This window comes from Geobacter hydrogenophilus (assembly GCF_018501225.1).
In the GTDB taxonomy this organism is placed as follows: domain Bacteria; phylum Desulfobacterota; class Desulfuromonadia; order Geobacterales; family Geobacteraceae; genus Geobacter; species Geobacter hydrogenophilus.
Map to the genome: position 1 here is coordinate 25,334 of NZ_JAHCZI010000004.1, position 20,295 is coordinate 45,628.

Here is a 20,295-nt window from a genome sequence, read left to right on the forward strand (position 1 = left end):
ACCTATCCATCCCGCCAAGGACTACTGTGATAAAAGCCGCCTTCTCAGCCAATCCATGGCCGTAACCGCGGTGATCGTCCTGATCCTGTCGCGGTCTCCCCTGAAATGGTACCCCTTGGCCGAGCAGCCTGCCCGGTTCGCCAAGGCGATGAACACCGTCCCCACGGGCTTGTCCGGGCTCCCCCCCTCCGGCCCGGCGATGCCGGTAACGGCCAGGGCCAGGTCGCTCCCGGCCAGCTGCCGCGCCCCCCGGGCCATGGCCTTGGCCACCTCGGCGCTCACGGCCCCGGTCTCTGCCAGAAGCCCCTGGGGAACGCCCAGCAGCCGCGCCTTGGCGTCGTTGGCATAGGTGACCGCGCCAAGGAGGAAATAGGCGGAGCTGCCGGGAATCGCCGTGATCCGCCCGGCGATGAGGCCGCCGGTGCACGACTCGGCCAAGGCCAGGGTCATCCCCGTTTCCCGGAAGAGGCGAGCCACAGTCGTGTCGATGGTCTCCCCGTCCCCGGCGACCACGTGCCCCCCGAGCCGCTCCCGCACCAGGGCCGCCCCATCCTCCAGAAGCGCCGTCAGCGCCTCCTCGTCCTCCCCCGTGACCCGGAGCTTCACCTGGACCATAGGGAACTCCACGCAGTAGGCGACCGTAAGCCCCGGCCGCGAGCGGTCCACGTCCGCAAGGCGGGCGCCGATCTCCGCCTCGGAGAGGCCGAAGACCGTGAGGGTCCAGGTCCGGGTGCGTCGGGAATCCCCCCGACGGCCCAGGACCAGGGGAACCACTGTCTCCTCCAGCATCACGGCCATCTCGGTGGGGACCCCGGGGAGGAAAATGAGGAGGCAGCCGTCAAGGAGGAGATGAAAACCGCAGGCAGTGCCGGTGGGGTTCGGGATGAGCTCCGCCTTGGCCGGCAGAAGGCACTGGCGCCCGTTGGCCGGGTGCATCTCCCGCCCCAGCCGGACAAAAAACTCCCTGAGGTGCCCCATGGCCTCCTCGTTCAGGACGAGGCGCCTTCCCGTGGCCCGGGCCACGGCCCGGGCGGTCACGTCGTCGTCGGTGGGGCCGAGGCCGCCGGTGGCGATGACCACGTCGTGCCCACGGGCAAGCTCCTCCAAGGCCGCGGCGATTTCCCCCTCGTCGTCCCCCACGGTCAGCTTCCGGGCCGTGGCGATCCCCTCGTCAGCCAGCCGCGCGGCGATCCGGGCCGAGTTGGTATCGACAACCTCACCAAAGAGGAGCTCGTCGCCGATGGAAAGAAGCGCCGTTTTCACAGAAACCTCAGGACCACGTGGAGTGCGGCGCAGGCGTAGATGCCGGCCACCACGTCATCGAGGACCACGCCATAGCCGTTTTTCACCTGCCGGTCGAAGTAGCGGGCCGGCGGCACCTTGACGATGTCGAAGAACCGGAAGAGGAGAAAGCCGATCACGATGCTCCGCCAGTGGGCCGGAGCCCCCGCCATGGTAATGAGGAAGCCGATCACCTCGTCGATGACGATCTTTCCCGAGTCCTTCTCGCCGAACTCCTGCTCCGCCGCCCCCGAGACCCACGAGGCGAGGAAGAAAAAGGGGACGAGGGTCAGGAGATAGAGCCAGAGAGGAAGCAGCGCCAGGGCCAGGTAGAGGGGGATGGCCCCCAGGGTCCCCACCGTCCCCGAGGCTACGGGGAAAAACCCGGTGCCGAACCAGCTTGCCGCGCAGACGACGAATCCCCTCATGGCTCCCCCGTCTCCCGCTCCACGATCCGGTAGACCTCCAGGAGCGGCATTTCCCGCTCAACGGCGATCCGGCGGCAGGCATCGTACTCCGGGGTCACCCGCACCACCCGCTCGCCGTCGCGGATCACCTTCACCGTCACCGGGCCGAGGGAGGTAGAACGCTCCTCCTTGGCACGGGAGAACTTCAGCCGGCTGGCGGGATAGAACCGGACCCCGATGGCCGATGTCTCCCGCAGCACCAGGGAGGCGAGCTCATCGCGCTGCCCGGGGCGGGCAATGACGGTGAGCTTCACCGCCGGCCGGTTCTTCTTCATCTGCAGCGGCGAGAAGGCCGCGTCGAGGGCGCCGGCCTCCATGAGCCGCTCCAGGACGTGGCCGAGGATCTCCGGGTTCATGTCATCGATATGGGTCTCGATGATGCAGACCTCGTCCCGCAGGAGCCCCCCCTCCGCCTCGCCCACGAAGAGCCGCAGGACATTGGGGATATCGTCGAAATCCTTGGTGCCGGCACCGCAGCCGACACCGGTGACAGTCATGGCCGGGGCCCGGCCAAAGCCGGTGGCCAGGGCTGCCAGGATGGCGGCGCCGGTGGGGGTCACCCGCTCTCCGGCCCCCGCCTCGCCGTGGATCGGGAGCCCCCGCAGGAGCTCCGCCGTGGCCGGGGCCGGCACCGGGAGCCGGCCGTGGGCCGTTTCCACGAAGCCGCTTCCCAGGGGGAGAGGAGCGGCATGGACGGCGTCGATGCCGAGCCACTCCAGGGCCGCGGCCGCGCCGACAATATCGACGATGGAATCCACGGCCCCCACCTCGTGGAAGTGGACCCGCCCGATCTCGACGCCGTGGACCTTTGCCTCGGCCTCGGCCAGCCGGAAGAAGATCCGCTGGGCCTTCTCCTTCACCCCTTCGGCAAGGGTGCTCTCCTCGATCATGGCGGCAATGTCGGCGTAGTGGCGGTGGGGCTGGTGCTCTTCCACGCGCACCACGAACCGGGCGGCAGCGATCCCCTTGCGGCTCGTCCGCTCCACGGCCAGGGAGTAGCTCGAATGGGGAAGCGGCAGGCACTCTACGGCGTCGCGCACCACCTCGAAGGGAACCCCCAGGTCCAGGAGGGCCGCCACGGTCATGTCGCCGGCTATCCCGGCAAAGCAGTCGCAATAGAGTATCTTCAAGAAAACCTCAGTCCCTGTTGATCTTGCTGGCCGCCACGGCGGCGCCGAAGCCGTTGTCGATGTTCACCACCGTGACGCCGGCGGCGCAGGAGTTGAGCATCCCGAGGAGGGCGGCGATGCCGCCGAAGGATGCCCCGTACCCCACCGAGGTGGGAACGGCGATGACCGGCCGGTCCACGAGCCCCCCCACCACCGAAGGAAGTGCCCCCTCCATTCCGGCCACCACGATGAGGACGCTGGCGGCCGCGAGCGCCTCCCGTCGGGCCAGGAGGCGGTGGATTCCCGCCACCCCCACGTCGTAGAGGTGCTCGGCGTCGTTCCCCATCATCCGGAGGGTGACCAGGGCCTCGGCCGCCACCGGCAGGTCGGAGGTGCCGGCCGAGACGACGAGGACCGTCCCCCGACCCCGCCGTTCCGCCGGCTTCTGCTCCAGGGTGAGGCAGCGGGCGGCGGCGTGCCAGACCGCGACGGGAAAGGCCTCCTTCACCGCCAGGGCCTTGGCCTCGTCGAGACGGGTCACAAGGATGTTGTTCCCCCTGGCTGCCAGGGAGGCCATGATCCGCTCGATCTGGCCGGCGCTCTTGCCGGCGCCGAAGACCACCTCCGGGAACCCCTGGCGCAGGCTCCGGTGATGGTCCACCATGGCATCGCCAATGTCCTCGAAGGGGAGGTGGCGCAGGCGCTCAAGGGCCTCGTCCTCGCCGATGGCGCCGCTCTTGAATTCGTTCAGGAGAATTTTGAGTTCGTTCGGGTCCATAGCATCCAGCCGGGTATCAATACATTCTAACAAAAATATCATCCATTGCAGGGGTCGAAAATGCGTACTTCCGGGAAAGGGGCCAGTGGGCTTGGCGGGATGAAGACAAAAAGGGGGAAGCCCAGATGTCTCCCCCCTTTCTTAACGGCTTAGCTATGCTCCCGCGTGGCATGGAACTGGAGGTCCTTCCAGTTGTCCATGGTGTTGTCGAGGCGCCACTGGGAGCTGGCGAGATAGGCCAGGTTCCCCTCACCGTCGATGTAGCAGCTCATGACCTCTTTCTTCTGGAACTCGTCCAGCTTCTTCTTCTCGCCGGTCACCCACCGGGCCGTGGCGTAGGCGGCCGGCTCGTAGGTGGCCTTCACGTTGTACTCGTGCTCGAGCCGGTGCATGACCACGTCGAACTGGAGAATACCCACGGCGCCGACGATCCAGTCGGCACCCATGAGCGGCCGGAAGACCTGGGTGGTCCCCTCCTCGGCCAACTGGGTCAGCCCCTTTTCCAGGGCCTTGGATTTCAGGGGATCCAAGAGCCGCACCTTGCGGAAATGCTCCGGGGCGAAGTTGGGGATGCCGGTGAACTTCAGGTCCTCGCTCATGGTGAAGGTGTCGCCGATCTTGATGGTGCCGTGGTTGTGGATGCCGATGATGTCGCCGGGGAACGCCTCGTCCACATGGGTCCGGTCCTGGGCCATGAAGATGGTGGCGTTGTTGATGGCCACCTCGCGGCCGAGGCGCACGTGGCGCACCTTCATCCCCCGGGTGAACTTGCCGGAGCAGATCCGGAAGAAGGCGATCCGGTCCCGGTGGGCCGGGTCCATGTTCGCCTGGATCTTGAAGGCAAAGGCGGCAAAGGGCTCCTCGTAGGGGGAGACGGTGCGGGTGACCGCCTCCCGGGGGAGCGGCGCCGGGGCGTTCTCCACGAAGGTGTCGAGGAGCTGCTGGACCCCGAAGGTGTTGATGGCGCTCCCGAAGAAGACCGGGGTCTGGAGGCCCGCCAGGTACGCCTCCTCCTCGAAGGGGTGGGCCGCCCCCTCCAGAAGCTCGATGTCGGCGCGAAGCTCCGCGGCCTGGGAGCCGAGGATCTCGTCGAGGCGGGGATCGTCGAGGCCGGAGAGCGACACGATGCTGCCGGTCCCCCGCTCCGCCTCGGCGTCGAAGATGATGAGCTCCTTGGTGTAGAGATGGTAGGTCCCCCGGAACCGCTTCCCCATGCCGATGGGCCAGGTCATGGGGGCGCACTGGATCTTCAGGACCTTCTCGATCTCGTCGATGAGCTCGAAGGGATCGCGCCCCTCCCGGTCCAGCTTGTTGACAAAGGTCATGATAGGGGTGTGGCGCAGCCGGCAGACGTCGAGGAGCTTGATGGTCTGGCTCTCGACCCCCTTCACCGCGTCGATGACCATGAGGGCCGAGTCCACGGCGGTCAGCACCCGGTAGGTGTCCTCGGAGAAGTCGTTATGGCCCGGGGTGTCCAGGAGGTTCACCTCGTAGTCCCGGTAGGAGAACTTCATGACCGACGAGGTGACCGAGATCCCCCGCTGCTTCTCCATCTCCATCCAGTCGGAGGTGGCATGGCGGGCCGCCTTGCGGGCGCGCACCTCGCCGGCCTGCTGGATGGCGCCGCCGAACAGCAGCAGCTTCTCGGTGATGGTGGTCTTGCCGGCGTCCGGGTGGCTGATGATGGCGAAGGTGCGCCGGCGGTCGACTTCCTGCTCGTTGTGCTTTGTCACGTCTGCTCCGTCAAATACTTAAATAATGCTGCCGATAGACACAAGAAAAGGCGAAGAAGAAACTCTTCGCCTGCAGTGACTATACCCGAAAACGACCGGAAAGATCAAGCAGTTAGCTACCGCCTGAAAAAGTAGCGATCCACGGACCACGCCCCCCCGCCACTGAAGACGAGCGCCAGGGCCATGCCGAGAAGGGCCAGATTGTACTCGATGCCGTCCCCCCGGGGGCCGTTGAGGAAAAAGCCGTTCGCCCAACTGACCTTGTACATGGCCACCGCCATGGTGGCGGCGATGCCGAACCCCGACAGCCGGGTGAGGAAACCGCAGAGGACCCCGATGCCGCCGCCGAACTCGGCGATAATGGCCAGGAGCGTCAATATCGGCGGAATGCCGAGCTTCTGCTCGAACGTGGTGAAAGTGGCGGTGAGGCCGTGACCGCCGAAGAGTCCCAGAAGCTTCTGGGAACCGTGGGCGATGAAAATGGCCCCGAGGGGTATCCGGATCATGAGGAGCGCCAGGGAATCGGCCGTGGCGCCCATGGTGGACCTGGCCATGGAAACCTCCTGCTGCTGAACGTGCCGGCACCAATGGAATCCGCTGCCGGCCGCTGCTATTCTTGCCACAGAATGCCGCCTGTCCGCAACGGTAAAACGTGCTCCGGCAATCGCGCTTCTGAGGCTACCGCCAAAAATGTTTGAGCCATGCCCCCCACTTGGAGTACTATCAATTGGTTGATGTTCCAGCAGATATCCCTATCAAACCACAAGGAGACATGACACCATGTTTTTTCCCACATTCCGCGCCCGCAGAATCAGAGGCAAAGAGGTCTTCCGCCGGATGGTCAGCGAGACCACCCTTTCCGCAACCGACCTGATCTACCCGATGTTTTCCGCCTTCGGCACGGGGATCAGGAAGGAGATCTCCTCCATGCCCGGCATCTATCAGCAGTCCATCGAGCACATCGTGGCCGAGGCCCAGGAGGTCCATGAGCTGGGAGTGCCGGCAGTGATCCTCTTCGGCATCCCCGAGACCAAGGACGCCGTGGGGAGCGATGCCTACGCCGAGCACGGCATCATCCAGGAGACGATCCGTGCCCTGAAGAAGCAGGTGCCGGGGCTTGCGGTCATCACCGACGTCTGCATGTGCGAGTACACCGACCACGGCCACTGCGGCATCATCAAGGACGGCGACGTGGACAACGACGAGACCCTGGAGCTCCTGGCGAAAGAGGCCCTCTCCCACGCCGAGGCCGGGGCCGACATGGTGGCGCCGTCGGACATGATGGACGGCCGCGTCATGGCGATCCGCGAGACCCTCGACAACCACGGCTACAAGCACATTCCCCTCATGAGCTACGCCGTGAAGTACGCCTCGGGCTACTACGGACCGTTCCGGGAGGCCGCCGAGTCGACGCCGCAGTTCGGCGACCGCCGCTCCTACCAGATGGACCCGGGGAACCGCCGGGAGGCCATCCGCGAGGCCCGCATGGATGTAGAGGAAGGGGCCGACATCATCATGGTGAAGCCGGGGCTCCCCTACCTTGACATCGTCCGGGACCTGCGGGAGGAGTTCGATCTTCCCGTGGCGGTCTACAACGTCTCCGGCGAGTACAGCATGATCAAGGCCGCGGGCCGGGCCGGCTGGATCGACGAGGAGCGGGTCATGATGGAGACCCTCCTTTCCTTCAAGCGGGCCGGCGCCGACCTGATCCTCACCTACCACGCCAAGGAGGCGGCGCGGGTCCTCAAGAGAGGATAGTTCGTTTCCGTGATACACTAGAAAGGCCTGCTCGTTTGAGTAGGCCTTTTTTCGTATTCAGCTTCTCAAACCTTTGAATAACACGGAGAAACGGAGCGCACGGAGAAAACCAAGACCCTGAAATATTTTGCCCGAAAAACCGGAAAGCAACATTCATCAGGTTGTCCATGAAGGACCGCCGTTTTACTCCGTGTTCTCCGTCTCTCCGTGTTATTTATCGCTCTTTAAGGCCGATAGGTATCGCCATGACACGCCTCCCCTTCCGCTACCTGGAACCCACCTTCTGCGCGGGGCTCCTGGACGACCCGGTCCTCCTGGTAAACGTCCGTCCCCTGGGGCGTGCCATCCTCGTGGACTGCGGCCAGCTCCACCACCTGGCCAAGCGGGTCCTGAAATCCCTCGACGCGATCTTCGTGACCCACGCCCACATGGACCACTTCATGGGGTTCGATACCCTGGTCCGCCACATCCACGTCTCCCCCCGGACGGTTGAACTCTTCGGCCCGGCAGGGATCGCCCGGAAGGTGACGGCAAAGCTGGCCGGCTACGACTGGAACCTGACCGAATCCTACTGGTGCACCTTCCGGGTCCACGAGATCCATCCCGATAGGATCATCCACTTCACCTTTCCCGGCGCCCAGGGGTTTCCTTGCCAGCCGGAGGGAGAAACGCCACGTCCCGGAACGGAGATCTACCGCAACGGATTCCTCACGGTGGACGCCGCCATCTGCGACCACAACGCAATCCCCACCCTCGCCTTCCGGATTACCGAACGCCCCTCTTTTTGGATCGACGGGGAGAAAATGGCAACGGCAGGGGTCATGCCGGGGGAGTGGCTGCGGGAGCTGAAAAGCCGCTTCTACCGGGGGGAACTGGATGGCAGGACGATCACGGCGCCGGTGTCGTCGGCAGCCGGCGGCACCAGTGAACGGACCATCGAAGGGCGGCAGCTCTTCGAGGCGATTCGGCGGGACCAGGAACCGGCCAGCATCGGCTACATCACCGATATCGGGGCGAGCGAAGCAAACCTGGCCACGGCGCGGCGGCTTCTGGCGAACGCCACGCTCCTTGCCTGCGAGTGCTCGTTTCTCGCCGCCGACCAAGGCAAGGCCCGCACCTCCCACCACCTCTGCACAACTGACGTCTCGGCCATCGCCCGGGAGCTTCGACCCGGCTGGCTCCTCCCCATGCACCTCTCCAAGAGCTACAACACGAAGGGGCACCTCATCTACGATGAGCTGGCCCTTGCGCCGGAAATTCGCCTCATCCGCCTCCCCGAGCACCTCACCCCCCGCCCCCTGCTGCCGGCGGAGTTTCCGAAGCTGGGAGGATGACCCAGGGGGAGAACTGGCACGGGAACTTAAAACAATTCCATATTGCAGCAGAAACTATTATCGGGTATTATTGCCACAGATAGCCACTAAACAATCGGGAGAAGACAATGGCCCTGGCAAACCGTGCCGCACAAATCGCCGGCAGGGAAGCAGTCCTTTCCAAGGCTGCCGTTTCCGCTGCGGGAATCCTTGGCCTGCCCCAGGTGAGGCTGGCACAGATTCTCGGGGTGAGCACCTCCACCGTGTCGAGGCTCCACGCCGGCACCTATCTCCTTTCCCCTGAAAAAAAGGAATGGGAGTTCGCCGTGCTCCTCGTCAGGCTGTTCCGCTCCCTCGACGCCATCGTGGGCGGTGATGCCGAAGACGCCCGGCGCTGGCTAAACAGCACGAACCACGCCCTTGCCGGGCAGAAACCCGCCAATCTGATCACATCCACGGAGGGACTGGTCCGTGTCGTTTCCTACCTGGACGCCAGACGCGGTATCGTCTGAGGCCCGGCTCCGCACCGAACGGATCTGGCGAATAGTCGAATCCCAGCACATCGCCTCCACCATGAAGCTCGTGGACACCCTGGCGGAACAGGAGTTGCTCGAAGATATCCTCGAACAGAGCAAGCCGCCGCTCCTCCCCGCTGCACGCGAATTCGACTATCTCCTCACGGCCCCCTTTCGCTACATCCCCTTTCACCCCGGCTCCCGGTTCCGGTCCCCCACGGACCCGGGGGTTTTCTACGGAGCCGAATCGGTGCGGACCGCTGCGGCAGAAGTGGGCTACTGGCGGTGGAAATTCCTCCAGGAAACCGAAGGCCTTGAACGCCTCGGACCCGTTTCCCACACAGCATTCAGCGTTGCCATCCACGGCCGATGCGTCGATCTTCGGCTCCCCCCCTTCGACCGTTGGGAGGCGGAATGGATGCATCCATCGGACTACGGCGCCACCCAGGCCTTTGGCAGAACTGCGCGCGAGGCCGGTATCGAGACGATAATCTACCGCTCCGTCAGGGCGCCGGAGCCCAGTTGGTGTGCGGCTGTCCTGACGCCCACAGCCTTTTCGACGAAAGAGCCGGACAGCGCCATGCAGACATGGCACCTCGTCGTGACTGGAACCGAGGCCATCTGGCGCCGCGAGCACAGCGAAACCTTCTCGTTCCCCACGGCACGGTGGGAGGCGCCGTAGAGCTGCCGTCCATCAATGCCCCAACAAGAAAGACGCTGATTTCTTGCTTTCTTGCAGTTGAGCTGTTTTAATGTGCACAGGCTAAATGTTTTATTTGGGTAGATCACCGGTTCACGCGCGCGCGTGAACCGGTCAATCACGAGTTGGAACAAAACGAAGGAAAGCAAGGGATGGACGATTTAACTGAACTGCCAGGCAATCGCGCGATTGTAATTCAAAACATCACCTGTCCCTATTGCGGAATTTCACTCCAATCTGATAACGACACGAAGGAGCATGTGATTGGCAGACGTTTTGTTCCTAAAGGTTCTTTAAACGGGCATTGGAATCTTATCGTAAGAGCCTGTACAAAATGCAATCATGCAAAATCGATACTTGAAGACGACATATCTGCCATAACCCTGGCCGCTAGATATTGGTTTGAACCTTTGGATTCAGATGAATCATTGCTAGAGGGAATAAGACACAAGGCTAAAAAAAGTATAAGTAAAATAACAAGAAAAAAGGTGATCGACAGCCAAGAAAAGACTGATCTGAAAGTTGATCTTACCTCAAGCGCTTCACTGACGTTTGATTTGGTAGCACCCCCACAAGTAGAAAGCGAAAGGTTGCATGAACTCGCACGAATGCAACTGATGGCCATATTTTATTTTCTGACATTTAATAAAACGAAGAAGACAGGCGGTTTTTGGCGTGGAGGCTTCTATGTGCTACCAGAAGCCCATCATGCTGATTGGGGTAATGAGCTGCATAAATCATTTATGAACATTGTAGCAGCTTGGAAACCAAGATGGCTGGGCGACACAGCTGATGGTTTCTTTAGGTCCATAATACGGAAGCATCCCTCAGAAGAGTGTTGGTCGTGGGCGCTTGAGTGGAACAAAAATTACCGCCTCATCGGATTCATCGGTGCACAGGCACCAGTGGAGGAAGTAGTCAGCACCCTCACCCACCCCAAAATTATGCACATCGATACGGGTGTCAACTCTTGGGTCCGATTCCGAGCAGAAACACAGATTGCAGACGAAGAAGACTGTCTATTTGCATGGGACGGCGCAGAGTAAGGCTACGTGGGGCAAAGAGTCCAACCAGAGGCCGGTCAGCCTTATGGCGTTGGATGTGTGTGAATCGGGAGTATGACAGGATTGACGCAGCAACAATCTGAGCGGAGAACCACCATGGAAATCAAACCGATTAAAAACGAAACCGATTATCAGGCAGCACTCGAAGAAATTGAGTCTCTGTTCGACGCGGCTCCGGATACCCCTGAAGGGGACCGGCTGGAGGTGTTGACAACCCTTGTCGAAGCCTATGAAGAGAGGCACTACAGCATCCCCATGCCAGATCCGATTGAGGCTATTGCGTACCACATGGAAAGCCGAGGGCTTACTCGCCGTGATCTCGAACCGTTTATAGGCAGCCGCGCCCGCGTATCAGAGATACTTAACCGTAAGCGCCCTCTCACCATGGAAATGATCCGCAATCTCCATAAAGGTCTCGGCATACCGGCAGAAGTTCTCATTCAGCCTTACCATACGTTCAGAAACGCCGCATAAACGGGTGGCCGGTGGATACTTCACCGGCCACTCGTTATTCCCCGCCTCACTCCCCCGCCAGCCACCCCTCGATCCGCGCAAGCTCCTCACCCCACCCGGCCCCGAGCCGGGCCTTCAGGAATTCCCCGTAGAGGCTGTCGAAGAGCTGCAGGCCCTGCTCGACGACGTACATCCGCTCGTAGAAGGCGGCCTCCCGCTCGCTCCCCTCGTCCACGTGATCACCCTTCTCGATGGCCACTTTGGGGGCCTTGAGGGAGGCGAAGTGGAAGAGCTCCCCCTTGAGGGTGAGCTTCCAGGTGTTCTCCTCCTTTTCCAGGTAGAGGGTCGATTCGGTGATCCGCTTGCCGTGGGCAAGGGCGGTGCGGGCCTCCCGGAAGTGGTCCTGGGGGCCGGCCACGGTGATCTTCTGGGTTCCTTCCTCGCCGACACTCATGAGGACAAGGCGATCATTCAGGTAGGCCACGAAGGGATCGTCGGCCAGGGCCGGGCCCGGCTGGTTCACCCGGTACTCGGAGGCCTCGGTCATGGTCCGGTGGAGGAGCCAGAGGAGGAAATCCCACCCGAGCCACTGGTTGCTCCGGATGAGGTCGATGGCCGCGTCGCTGGTAGCGAGGTTGGCCTTCTCCAGGGCCGGCTTCAGCTCCTCTCCGCCAACGGCCCCGGCCCGGGCGTAGGGATGGATCGCCACCAGGCGCGCCCCCTCGAAGGTCTTCTTGAACTGGGCTTCGAAGAGCTCGATGATCGGGGCCGAGAGGGAGGTGAAGGTGACGATGCCGGTGCGGGTGTCCCAGACCGCGTCCCAGGTGGAGGGAACGGGCAGGGTCTTGACCAGGAGGCCGAGGCGCACCGCCTCCTTCAGTTCCTCCCGCTTCTGCTTCGGCACCCGGTTGAGGCCGGGATTGGCGGAGAGGTACTCGTGCTCGGCCACCTGGAGGTAGGCTTTCACCAGGGCGGCGGGGAGCTTGCGCTGGTCGCGGCGCAGGGTGAACGCCACGTAGTGGTCTCGCCAGAAGGCGGCGGGGGCATCGAAGCTCATCTGCCGGTGGTCGTCCAGGTGGACCCACCCCACGGACTGCTCGGCGGCATTCTGGTCGATGGGCTGGAAGGCCTGCTTGGCAAGGTTCTCTGCGATAAAGGGATAGAGGTCGCCGGAGGGAAGCTCCCCCGCGACCCGGAACTGGCAAACGGCGGTGGTACTGGAAAGGATGCCCATTGAGATAATCTCCTTGCTCGGAAAATGAAAGGGAGACGTTCATACACCCATCGAGGCTCTGAGGGCAAGCACTTTGTGGGGGGAGTGCTAACGAGCGGTGGAAACATGAAAACCAGGACAAAAAACGCTAAAGTTTTCGGGACAATGGCCGACAAACGTTATACGGAGCGTATTTTTTCGTTGCATGCCCTGTGGCCGAAAAGGAGCACACTATGCCATTGAGCTTCACCATCGGAGGAACGACCCTGGCCGAGGCCGACTTGGCCACCCATATGGTTGGGGCGGTCAAGAACATCTTCGCCACCATGGTTTTCATCGACGACATTGAGGACAGCTACCCCCTGGACAAGCCGGTCTCCCACTTCACCTGCAGCATCTCGGGGATGATTGGGCTTGGCGGCGACTGCTCGGGGATGGTGGGAATCCACATTCCCGAGGAGCTTGCCCGGGAGGTCACGGCATCCATGCTCGGCATGGAGGTGGATGAGATCGAAGGCGACGGCGACGTGCACGACGCCATGGGAGAGCTCACCAACATGCTGGCCGGCGAGGTCAAGATGATCTTCTCCGCGCGGGGAATGAGCGTCTGCCTCTCGACGCCGTCGGTCATCTCCGGCAAGGAGTACTCGGTGGAGGTGGTCTCCAGCGGCGCGGCGGTGGTGGTCCCCTTCAACCGGGGCGAGCACCGGTTCCTGGCAACGCTGCAGCTGGAAGGAAGCTGACGCGGCACAGACATAGAATCTATTTCGATCTCCCTATGTATACCCCGGAGGTGACGTTGACATGAAACCCTCTTCTGCTGGCGCCCTTGTCCTCCCGTTCCTGATGTTCTTCTCCGCCGCCCAGGCGGCCCCCCCCGATGCCGGCCAGCTCTTGCGCGAACAGCAGCCCCAGCGACAGCTCCCCCGGCAGCTTCCGACCCCCGAGGCCGAAAAGGAGCGCCCACCCTTGGCTGACAGCGGCGTCCGGGTGGCGGTCAAAGGCTTCACGTTCAGCGACATAGGGGGCCTGGCAACAGAGAGCGAACTGCAGTCCCTTGTGGCCGACGCTGTCGGCAAGAGCCTCAGCTTCGGCGAACTGCAGGGCCTCGCCGCAAAAGTCACCGCATACCTCAAGGGGAAAGGGTGGTTCCTGGCCAAGGCCTACCTTCCCAAGCAGGACGTCACCGGCGGGATCATTGAAATCGCCGTCATCCAGGGGAAGAGCGACGGCCTCGTCATCAAGCGCGACAAGAGCGCCCGCATCAAGGACGAGAGCATTCGCGGCATCGCCCAGAAGTCCGTCCGCCACGGGCAACCCATCAACGAACCGTGCCTCGAGCGCTCCGCTCTCCTCATCAACGACCTCCCCGGCGTCGCAGCCAAAGCATCCCTGGCCCCGGGAAGCGCCCCCGGCACAACGTCGGTCCAGCTCGATGTCAGTGAAGGGCCGCTCCTCTCCGGCGCAATCTGGGGCGACAACCAGGGCAACCGCTACACCGGCGCCTGGCGCGGCAACGGCTTGCTCACCATCAACGACCCCCTGCGGTACGGCGACCAGCTTTCCCTCCTGATGACCGGCGCCGAAGGGCTCACCCAGGGGCGGGCCGGCTACATCTTCCCGCTGGCCTCCAACGGCCTCAAGGGAAACCTCACCTACACCGGCATGCACTATGAGATTGTCGAAGGCGAAACAGCAGGGCTCAGGCAGGAAGGGGACAGCCACACCATTGACGCCGGCCTCAGCTACCCCATCCTCCGCAGCCGCACGGCAAATGTCACCGCCTCCATCGGCTACGAATTCAAGAAGCTGATGGATAGCATCAGTGATGTCGACAGCCGTGACAAAACGCTTCACAGCGGCACCATCAGCTTCCTCGGCAACAAATACGACACCTTTCTTGGCGGCGGCTATACCACCTGGAACGCCGGCGTGACCACCGGCACCATGGACGAGAAGATTGCCGACATCGCCATCACCAAGACCGAGGGGCGCTACACCCGATTCAACGTCGGCCTGGCAAGGCTGCAGCGGCTGGCCGAGCGGACCACCCTCAACCTCTCATACAGCGCCCAGCTCAGCCTCGACAACCTCGACTCCAGCGAAAAATTCTACCTGGGCGGCCCTTACGGCGTTCGTGCCTATCCGGTGGGTGAAGCCGGCGGCGACGAAGGGCACCTCTTCAACCTGGACCTGCGCTACGATCTCCCGCTCCCCGCCAGCGTCGGCCTGCTCCAGCTGAACGGCTTCTACGATGCCGGCTGGGTCAGACTCCATAAGGAGACGTGGCCCAACTCCATCACCACCATCTCCAACAGGAACGACTACTGGCTGCAAGGGGCCGGCCTCGGTCTCACCTATGCCTACAGCGGCCGGATGAGCCTCAAGGCCACCTGGGCCCACACCATCGGCGATAACGACGGGAGAAGCACCGACGGCAGGGACGCCGACGGCCGCAGCGACGACAACCGATTCTGGCTGCAGGCGATGCTGTTTTTTTAGCGGAAACGAAGCCCTTGTGATGAGTGTATAAAGGAGTTCCCCATGAACAAGATCTACCGTCTGATCTGGTCCAGAGCCAAAGAGCAATGGGTTGTCGTTGCCGAGAAGGTCGCCGCCAAGGGGGGCATTCCGTCGGCAACGGTCGGCGTGCTTACCGCGGTTGCCCTGCTGGCTTCAGCGGGGGGAGCCTTTGCCCTTGATCCGGGGGCTCTCCCGGCCGGCGGAAAGATAACGGCGGGGAGCGGCACCATCGCCACCAGCGGCAACCAGATGACCATCAACCAGGCGAGCCAGCAGATGATCGCCAACTGGGACAGCTTCAACATCGGCCAGAACGCCGGGGTCAGATTCAACCAGCCGAACAGCGGCGCCACGGCATTGAACCGCATTCAGGACCAGAACCCGACCCAGATCCTGGGAAGCCTCAGCGCCAACGGCAAGGTCTTTCTCCTCAACCCGGCCGGCATCGTATTCGGCCAAGGGGCCAAAGTGGATGTGGGCGGACTCGTTGCATCCTCCCTCAACATGCTCGACAGCGACTTCCTTGCCGGCAGGTACGCCTTGAGCGGCGCCGGCAGTGCCGGGTCGGTCATCAACCAGGGGAGCATCAGCGCCAACGGCGGCATCGTCGCCCTGATCGCCCCCACGGTAAGCAACGAAGGGACCATCACCGCAAACAAAGGCAGCGCGGCCCTGATCGCCGCCAACCAGGTCAGTGTGGATTTCACGGGTGACGGCCTGATCACCTACACCGTTAACCAGGGGGCCGTCGATGCCCTGGCCGAGAACAAGGGGCTCATCAAGGCCGATGGCGGCCTGGTGGTCATGACCGCCAAGGCGGCGGACGCCCTGACCGGCGCCGTGGTCAACAACAGCGGCGTGATCGAGGCCCAGACCCTGCAGAACAAGGGGGGGAGGATCCTCCTCCTCTCCGACATGCAAAGCGGCACCACCACCGTCGGCGGCACCCTCGACGCCGGCGCCCCCAATGGCGGTGACGGAGGGTTTGTGGAGACCTCCGGCGGCCGGGTGAAGATCGGCAGCGGCACGGTAGTTACCACCAAGGCTCCATCAGGCAAGTCAGGCACGTGGCTGATCGATCCCGATGGTTTCACCATCGCGGCGAGCGGCGGCGACATCGACGGCACGACCCTTGGCAACAACATCGATTCCAATGGCGACACGGTCATCAGCAGTACCGACGGCAGCGGCAGTGACGGCAACATCACCGTCAACGACAATGTGACGTGGCATGCCAACAATCTATCACTGATCGCTACCAACGACATCAACATCAACGCCATTATGACGGCCGGCGCCCTTGATGACACCGGCAATCCCGGAACCTTCGCCAGCCTGGATCTTGAACCGGGCAGCGGCAAGGTGAACGTCGGTTTCAACCCGGACGGCACCTTCAAGGGGAGGGTGGATTTCTTCCTGGCCGATGGCGTGACGCCACGCTCCGGCTCGGGCTTCCTGACCATTAACGGCAATGACTACACCGTAATCACCGACCTGGGTGCAGAAGGTGATGATCTGACCGGCGCCAGTACGTTGCAGGGCATGGCTTATGGCGGCAATTCTTCCGGTTTTTTTGCCCTCGGCAGCAACATTGATGCAGCGGCCACCTCCGGCTGGAACTCCGGGGAAGGCTTCGTGCCGATAGGCTCCGGTGGATATGCGTTCACCGGCACCTTCGACGGCCTCGGCCACACCATCGACAACCTCACCATCAATCGCCCTTCCTCGGACAACCAGGGGCTGTTCGGCCAGACCGGCAATGGTTCTGTGGTGCGGAACGTCGGCCTGAGCAACATCAACGTAACCGGCTCCAACAACGTAGGCGGTCTGGTGGGATACGGCTACGGCACCACCATTTACAATTCGTATGTCGAGACCGGCAGCGTCAACGGCGGCAACTATTCAATCGGTGTCGGCGGGCTGCTGGGCTACGACTATGGCGGCAGCAGCATCACCAACTCCCATGCTTCCGTCGATGTCACCGCCGGCGACTACGCAAAGGGTGTCGGCGGCCTGGTGGGGTATGGATTGGGCTACGGTTACGGCATAACCATCACGAACTCCCATGCCACCGGCGATGTCACTGCCGGCCTCAATTCTTCCGGCGTGGGAGGGCTAATGGGGTATGGCTACGGCTCCAGCGCTGGCAGTACCATTCTGGACTCCTACGCCACCGGCAACGTTACGGGTGGAAACAGCGTCGGCGGCCTGGTTGGGTATGGCTATGACGACTCCATAACCAATTCATACGCTACCGGAGAGGTAACGGGGACAGACGACAATGTGGGCGGGCTCGTGGGATATACCAGCGGCAGCAATCCCATCATTGACAACAGCTACGCCACCGGCCCGGTGACGGGAAACAACTCCGTCGGTGGCCTGGTCGGCTCCATTAACAGCGGCAGCATCACCATTTCCAACAGCCATGCAGATGGCCCGGTCACAGGCAACAGCTACGTCGGCGGCTTGGTCGGCTCCATCAACAGCGCCACAGTCACTATCACGGATTCACATGCCACAGGTGACGTATGGGCTGATGCCAGCCTTTACAACCAGAATATCGGCGGGCTGGTGGGGTATCTCCATGGAAACTACGGCTTAGGCGGCATGATTGACAGTTCCTATGCCACCGGGGCGGTGCATGCGGGTGACTACAGTTCCGGCGTCGGCGGACTGGTTGGCTACGGTTATGGAGTCTCCATCACCGGCTCCCATGCCGACGGCCCAGTGACGGCAGGCTTGGGGAGCCAAAATGTCGGTGGTCTGGTTGGGGCCACCGATTACGGCAACAATATCGACAACTCCTACGCAACCGGCACCGTGACGGCTGGCGCTGGCAGCGACAGTATCGGCGGATTGGTGGGAAACAATGCCAACAGCGCCATTACCAATTCCTATGCCATTGGCACAGTAACGGCGGATGCCAATGCCAGCCAGAATGTGGGCGGCCTGGTGGGCAACAATAACAGTAACTCCAGCATTGAGAACAGCTATGCTTCCGGGCCGGTAACCGGCAACAGCTATGTGGGAGGCCTGGTCGGCTATGACAATGGCAACGGGATTACCAATTCCTTCGCAACGGGTCCGGTTACCGGCAGCAGTTATACTGGAGGGCTTCTAGGCGGCAGTTCCGGCTCATCCGTCAATTCTTCGTTCTGGGACAAGACGGTCAATGCCGACCCTGCCTTGGACAACGGCTTCGGCACCGGCAAGACGACGACAGAGCTGAAAACCCTGGCCACGTTCACTGACGCAGGCTGGGACATTGACGATGCCGGCAGCACCGGCAAAGTCTGGCGCATGTACGACGGCAACGCCTACCCGCTCCTGCGCCACTTCCTTACGCCGCTCACCATCACCGCCAACCCCGTAACCAAGACCTACGACGGGACAGCATATACGGGGGATCTCGACGCCACTTACTCGGACCCGTCTGCCCCTGCGTCGGGGCATCTCCAAGGGATCACGTCACCGTACTCCAGCTTTGTCAACGCCGGTACCCACTCTCCATTGCCCTACTCCGACCAACTGGGCTACGACATCACGGTCAGCGGCGACACCAGCCTGACGATCACCCCAGCAGCACTCTCCATCACTGCCAGCGACGTGACGAAGACCTACGGCCAGACGCCGACGCTCTCGGCATTCACCTCCAGCGGCCTCCAGAACGGCGAGACCATTGGCAGCGTCACCCTGGCAAGCACGGGCGCCGTTGCCACGACCGGTGTCAGCGGCTCACCCTATGCCATTACGGCCAGTGGCGCCACTGGCGGCACCTTCAACGCCGGCAACTACACCATCACCTACAACAACGGGGCCTTGACCGTCACCCCAGCAACACTCTCCATCACTGCCAGCGACGTGACGAAGACCTACGGCCAGACGCCGACCCTCTCGGCATTTACCTCCAGCGGCCTGAAGAACGGCGAGACCATCGGCAGCGTCACCCTGGCAAGCACGGGCGCCGCTGCCACGGCCGATGTCGACGGCTCACCCTATGCCATTACGGCCAGTGGCGCCACCGGCGGCACCTTCAACGCCGGCAACTACACCATCACCTACAACAACGGGGCCTTGACCGTCACCCCAGCAGCACTCTCCATCACCGCCAGCGACGTGACGAAAACCTACGGCCAGGCTTCGACGCTCTCGGCATTTACCTCCAGCGGCCTGAAGAACGGCGAGACCATCGGCAGCGTCACCCTGGCAAGCACAGGCGCCGTTGCCACGGCCGGTGTCAGCGGCAGCCCCTATGCCATTACGGCCAGTGGCGCCACCGGCGGCACCTTCAACGCCGGCAACTACACTATCACCTACAACAACGGGGCCTTGACCGTCACCCCAGCAGCACTCTCCATCACGGCCAGCGACGTGACGAAAACCTACGGCCAGGCTTCGACTCTCTCGGCATTTACCTCCAGCGGCCTGAAGAACGGCGAGACCATCGGCAGCGTCACCCTGGCAAGCACAGGCGCCGCTGCCACGGCCGGTGTCAGCGGCTCACCCTATGCCATTACGGCCAGTGGCGCCACCGGCGGCACCTTCAACGCCGGTAACTACACCATCACTTACAACAACGGGGCCTTGACCATCACCCCGGCCCCGCTCTCCATCACCGCCGACGACGCCAGCAAGACCTACGGCCAGACCGTAACCTTTACCGGGACCGGATTCACCAGCAGCGGCCTGCGGAATGGCGAAACCATCGGCAGCGTCACCCTGGACAGCGCGGGGGGAGCGGCCTCCGCAAGCGCAGCGGGAAGCCCTTACGCAATAACGGCATCCAATGCCACCGGCGGCACCTTCAACGCGGATAACTACACCATCACCTATCACGACGGAGCGCTTACCGTGTCCCCCGCGTCCACTGCATCCACCGAGTCCACGGTTGTTGATGCGCCAATTCAGCCGCCTGCGCCGACCCCGCCGGCAGTTTCGAACCAGGGCGCGCCTCCGTCAATCCCGCAGCCCCCCGCGCCGATTGCTGACCAGACGGGCAGTGGCACATCTGCCGGCTCTTCCGGTGGCGTCGGCGGCCCCAGTGTAACCCTCGTCAGCGAGCCCACATCGCAGGGCTCCGGCATGATAACCGTAACCGTACCGGACAGCATGGCGCAGCCGGGTTCGACTTTCAGTTTCCAGTTGCCGGAACAGGCCAGGGCGGCGGCTGCAACTTCCGCTTCGGTTGACGTTTCCCTGGCCGACGGCGGGCCATTGCCGGAGTGGCTGCGGTACAGCCCGGAATCCCATACGTTTACGGCCGGCAATGTTCCGGCGGGATCTCTGCCGATCAAAATCATCGTAACCGTTGGCGATCAGAGCTGGACCGTGGAAATTACGAAGGAGCAGGGGGAGTAATCATAAAGAATCATTGAAGTTCCCGGCTCC

Annotated in this window: 16 protein-coding genes; 9 read left to right on the forward strand and 7 right to left on the reverse strand. The window is 62.7% G+C overall.

Annotation, left to right across the window (positions count from 1 at the left end; genetic code table 11):
* Window positions 1-21 precede the first annotated feature (21 nt).
* From KI811_RS08380 to KI811_RS08405, 6 genes are all read right to left on the reverse strand, one after another.
* Window positions 22-1,263: a competence/damage-inducible protein A gene (locus KI811_RS08380; RefSeq protein ID WP_214186025.1), complete on the reverse strand. Its 1,242-nt coding sequence runs from the start codon at window positions 1,261-1,263 to the stop codon at window positions 22-24.
* Window positions 1,260-1,709, reverse strand: a complete 450-nt coding sequence (locus KI811_RS08385; protein ID WP_214186026.1) for a phosphatidylglycerophosphatase A family protein — start codon at window positions 1,707-1,709, stop codon at window positions 1,260-1,262. Before KI811_RS08385 ends, KI811_RS08380 begins: the two co-directional genes overlap by 4 nt.
* Window positions 1,706-2,878 carry a nickel pincer cofactor biosynthesis protein LarC gene (gene larC / locus KI811_RS08390; protein ID WP_214186027.1) on the reverse strand — a complete coding sequence of 391 codons (1,173 nt, stop codon included), beginning with the start codon at window positions 2,876-2,878 and terminating at the stop codon, window positions 1,706-1,708. Before larC ends, KI811_RS08385 begins: the two co-directional genes overlap by 4 nt.
* Window positions 2,879-2,885: 7 nt before the next feature.
* Window positions 2,886-3,635 carry a nickel pincer cofactor biosynthesis protein LarB gene (gene larB, locus KI811_RS08395; RefSeq protein ID WP_214186028.1) on the reverse strand — a complete coding sequence of 250 codons (750 nt, stop codon included), beginning with the start codon at window positions 3,633-3,635 and terminating at the stop codon, window positions 2,886-2,888.
* Window positions 3,636-3,784: 149 nt separating this feature from the next.
* The gene (locus KI811_RS08400) at window positions 3,785-5,368 is read right to left on the reverse strand and encodes a peptide chain release factor 3 (protein WP_214186029.1); all 1,584 of its coding nucleotides are present in this window, start codon (window positions 5,366-5,368) and stop codon (window positions 3,785-3,787) included.
* Window positions 5,369-5,484: 116 nt separating this feature from the next.
* Window positions 5,485-5,922, reverse strand: coding sequence for a DoxX family protein (locus KI811_RS08405; protein WP_214186030.1), 438 nt, complete (start codon window positions 5,920-5,922; stop codon window positions 5,485-5,487).
* A 226-nt stretch (window positions 5,923-6,148) separates the two neighbouring features.
* On the opposite strand from KI811_RS08405, the gene hemB reads away from it, so the two are divergent.
* The 6 genes from hemB (at window position 6,149) to KI811_RS08435 (ending at window position 11,192) form a co-directional block, all read left to right on the forward strand.
* A complete protein-coding gene (hemB, locus tag KI811_RS08410; protein WP_214186031.1) occupies window positions 6,149-7,126 on the forward strand; it encodes a porphobilinogen synthase in 978 nt (325 codons plus the stop codon).
* A gap of 245 nt (window positions 7,127-7,371) precedes the next feature.
* On the forward strand, window positions 7,372-8,460 hold the full coding sequence (locus KI811_RS08415) for a ribonuclease Z (RefSeq protein WP_214186032.1): 1,089 nt from the start codon (window positions 7,372-7,374) through the stop codon (window positions 8,458-8,460).
* Window positions 8,461-8,567: 107 nt separating this feature from the next.
* Window positions 8,568-8,951, forward strand: a complete 384-nt coding sequence (locus tag KI811_RS08420) for an MbcA/ParS/Xre antitoxin family protein (RefSeq protein WP_214186033.1) — start codon at window positions 8,568-8,570, stop codon at window positions 8,949-8,951.
* On the forward strand, window positions 8,911-9,636 hold the full coding sequence (locus tag KI811_RS08425; RefSeq protein ID WP_281875097.1) for an RES family NAD+ phosphorylase: 726 nt from the start codon (window positions 8,911-8,913) through the stop codon (window positions 9,634-9,636). Before KI811_RS08420 ends, KI811_RS08425 begins: the two co-directional genes overlap by 41 nt.
* Window positions 9,637-9,806: 170 nt before the next feature.
* Window positions 9,807-10,700, forward strand: a complete 894-nt coding sequence (locus KI811_RS08430; RefSeq protein ID WP_214186034.1) for an HNH endonuclease — start codon at window positions 9,807-9,809, stop codon at window positions 10,698-10,700.
* 114 nt (window positions 10,701-10,814) lie between these two features.
* The gene (locus tag KI811_RS08435; RefSeq protein ID WP_214186035.1) at window positions 10,815-11,192 is read left to right on the forward strand and encodes a helix-turn-helix domain-containing protein; all 378 of its coding nucleotides are present in this window, start codon (window positions 10,815-10,817) and stop codon (window positions 11,190-11,192) included.
* A gap of 46 nt (window positions 11,193-11,238) precedes the next feature.
* Here the strand turns inward: KI811_RS08435 and rdgC are convergent, their stop codons facing one another.
* Window positions 11,239-12,405, reverse strand: a complete 1,167-nt coding sequence (gene rdgC, locus KI811_RS08440) for a recombination-associated protein RdgC (protein ID WP_214186036.1) — start codon at window positions 12,403-12,405, stop codon at window positions 11,239-11,241.
* A gap of 212 nt (window positions 12,406-12,617) precedes the next feature.
* Between rdgC and KI811_RS08445 the strand changes: the two genes are divergently transcribed.
* The 3 genes from KI811_RS08445 to KI811_RS08455 all read left to right on the forward strand — a co-directional run bounded on the left by KI811_RS08445 (window position 12,618) and on the right by KI811_RS08455 (window position 20,265).
* Window positions 12,618-13,127 carry a chemotaxis protein CheX gene (locus KI811_RS08445; RefSeq protein WP_214186037.1) on the forward strand — a complete coding sequence of 170 codons (510 nt, stop codon included), beginning with the start codon at window positions 12,618-12,620 and terminating at the stop codon, window positions 13,125-13,127.
* Window positions 13,128-13,188: 61 nt separating this feature from the next.
* Window positions 13,189-14,886: a ShlB/FhaC/HecB family hemolysin secretion/activation protein gene (locus KI811_RS08450; RefSeq protein WP_214186038.1), complete on the forward strand. Its 1,698-nt coding sequence runs from the start codon at window positions 13,189-13,191 to the stop codon at window positions 14,884-14,886.
* 42 nt (window positions 14,887-14,928) lie between these two features.
* Window positions 14,929-20,265 carry an MBG domain-containing protein gene (locus tag KI811_RS08455; RefSeq protein ID WP_214186039.1) on the forward strand — a complete coding sequence of 1,779 codons (5,337 nt, stop codon included), beginning with the start codon at window positions 14,929-14,931 and terminating at the stop codon, window positions 20,263-20,265.
* Window positions 20,266-20,295 lie beyond the last annotated feature (30 nt).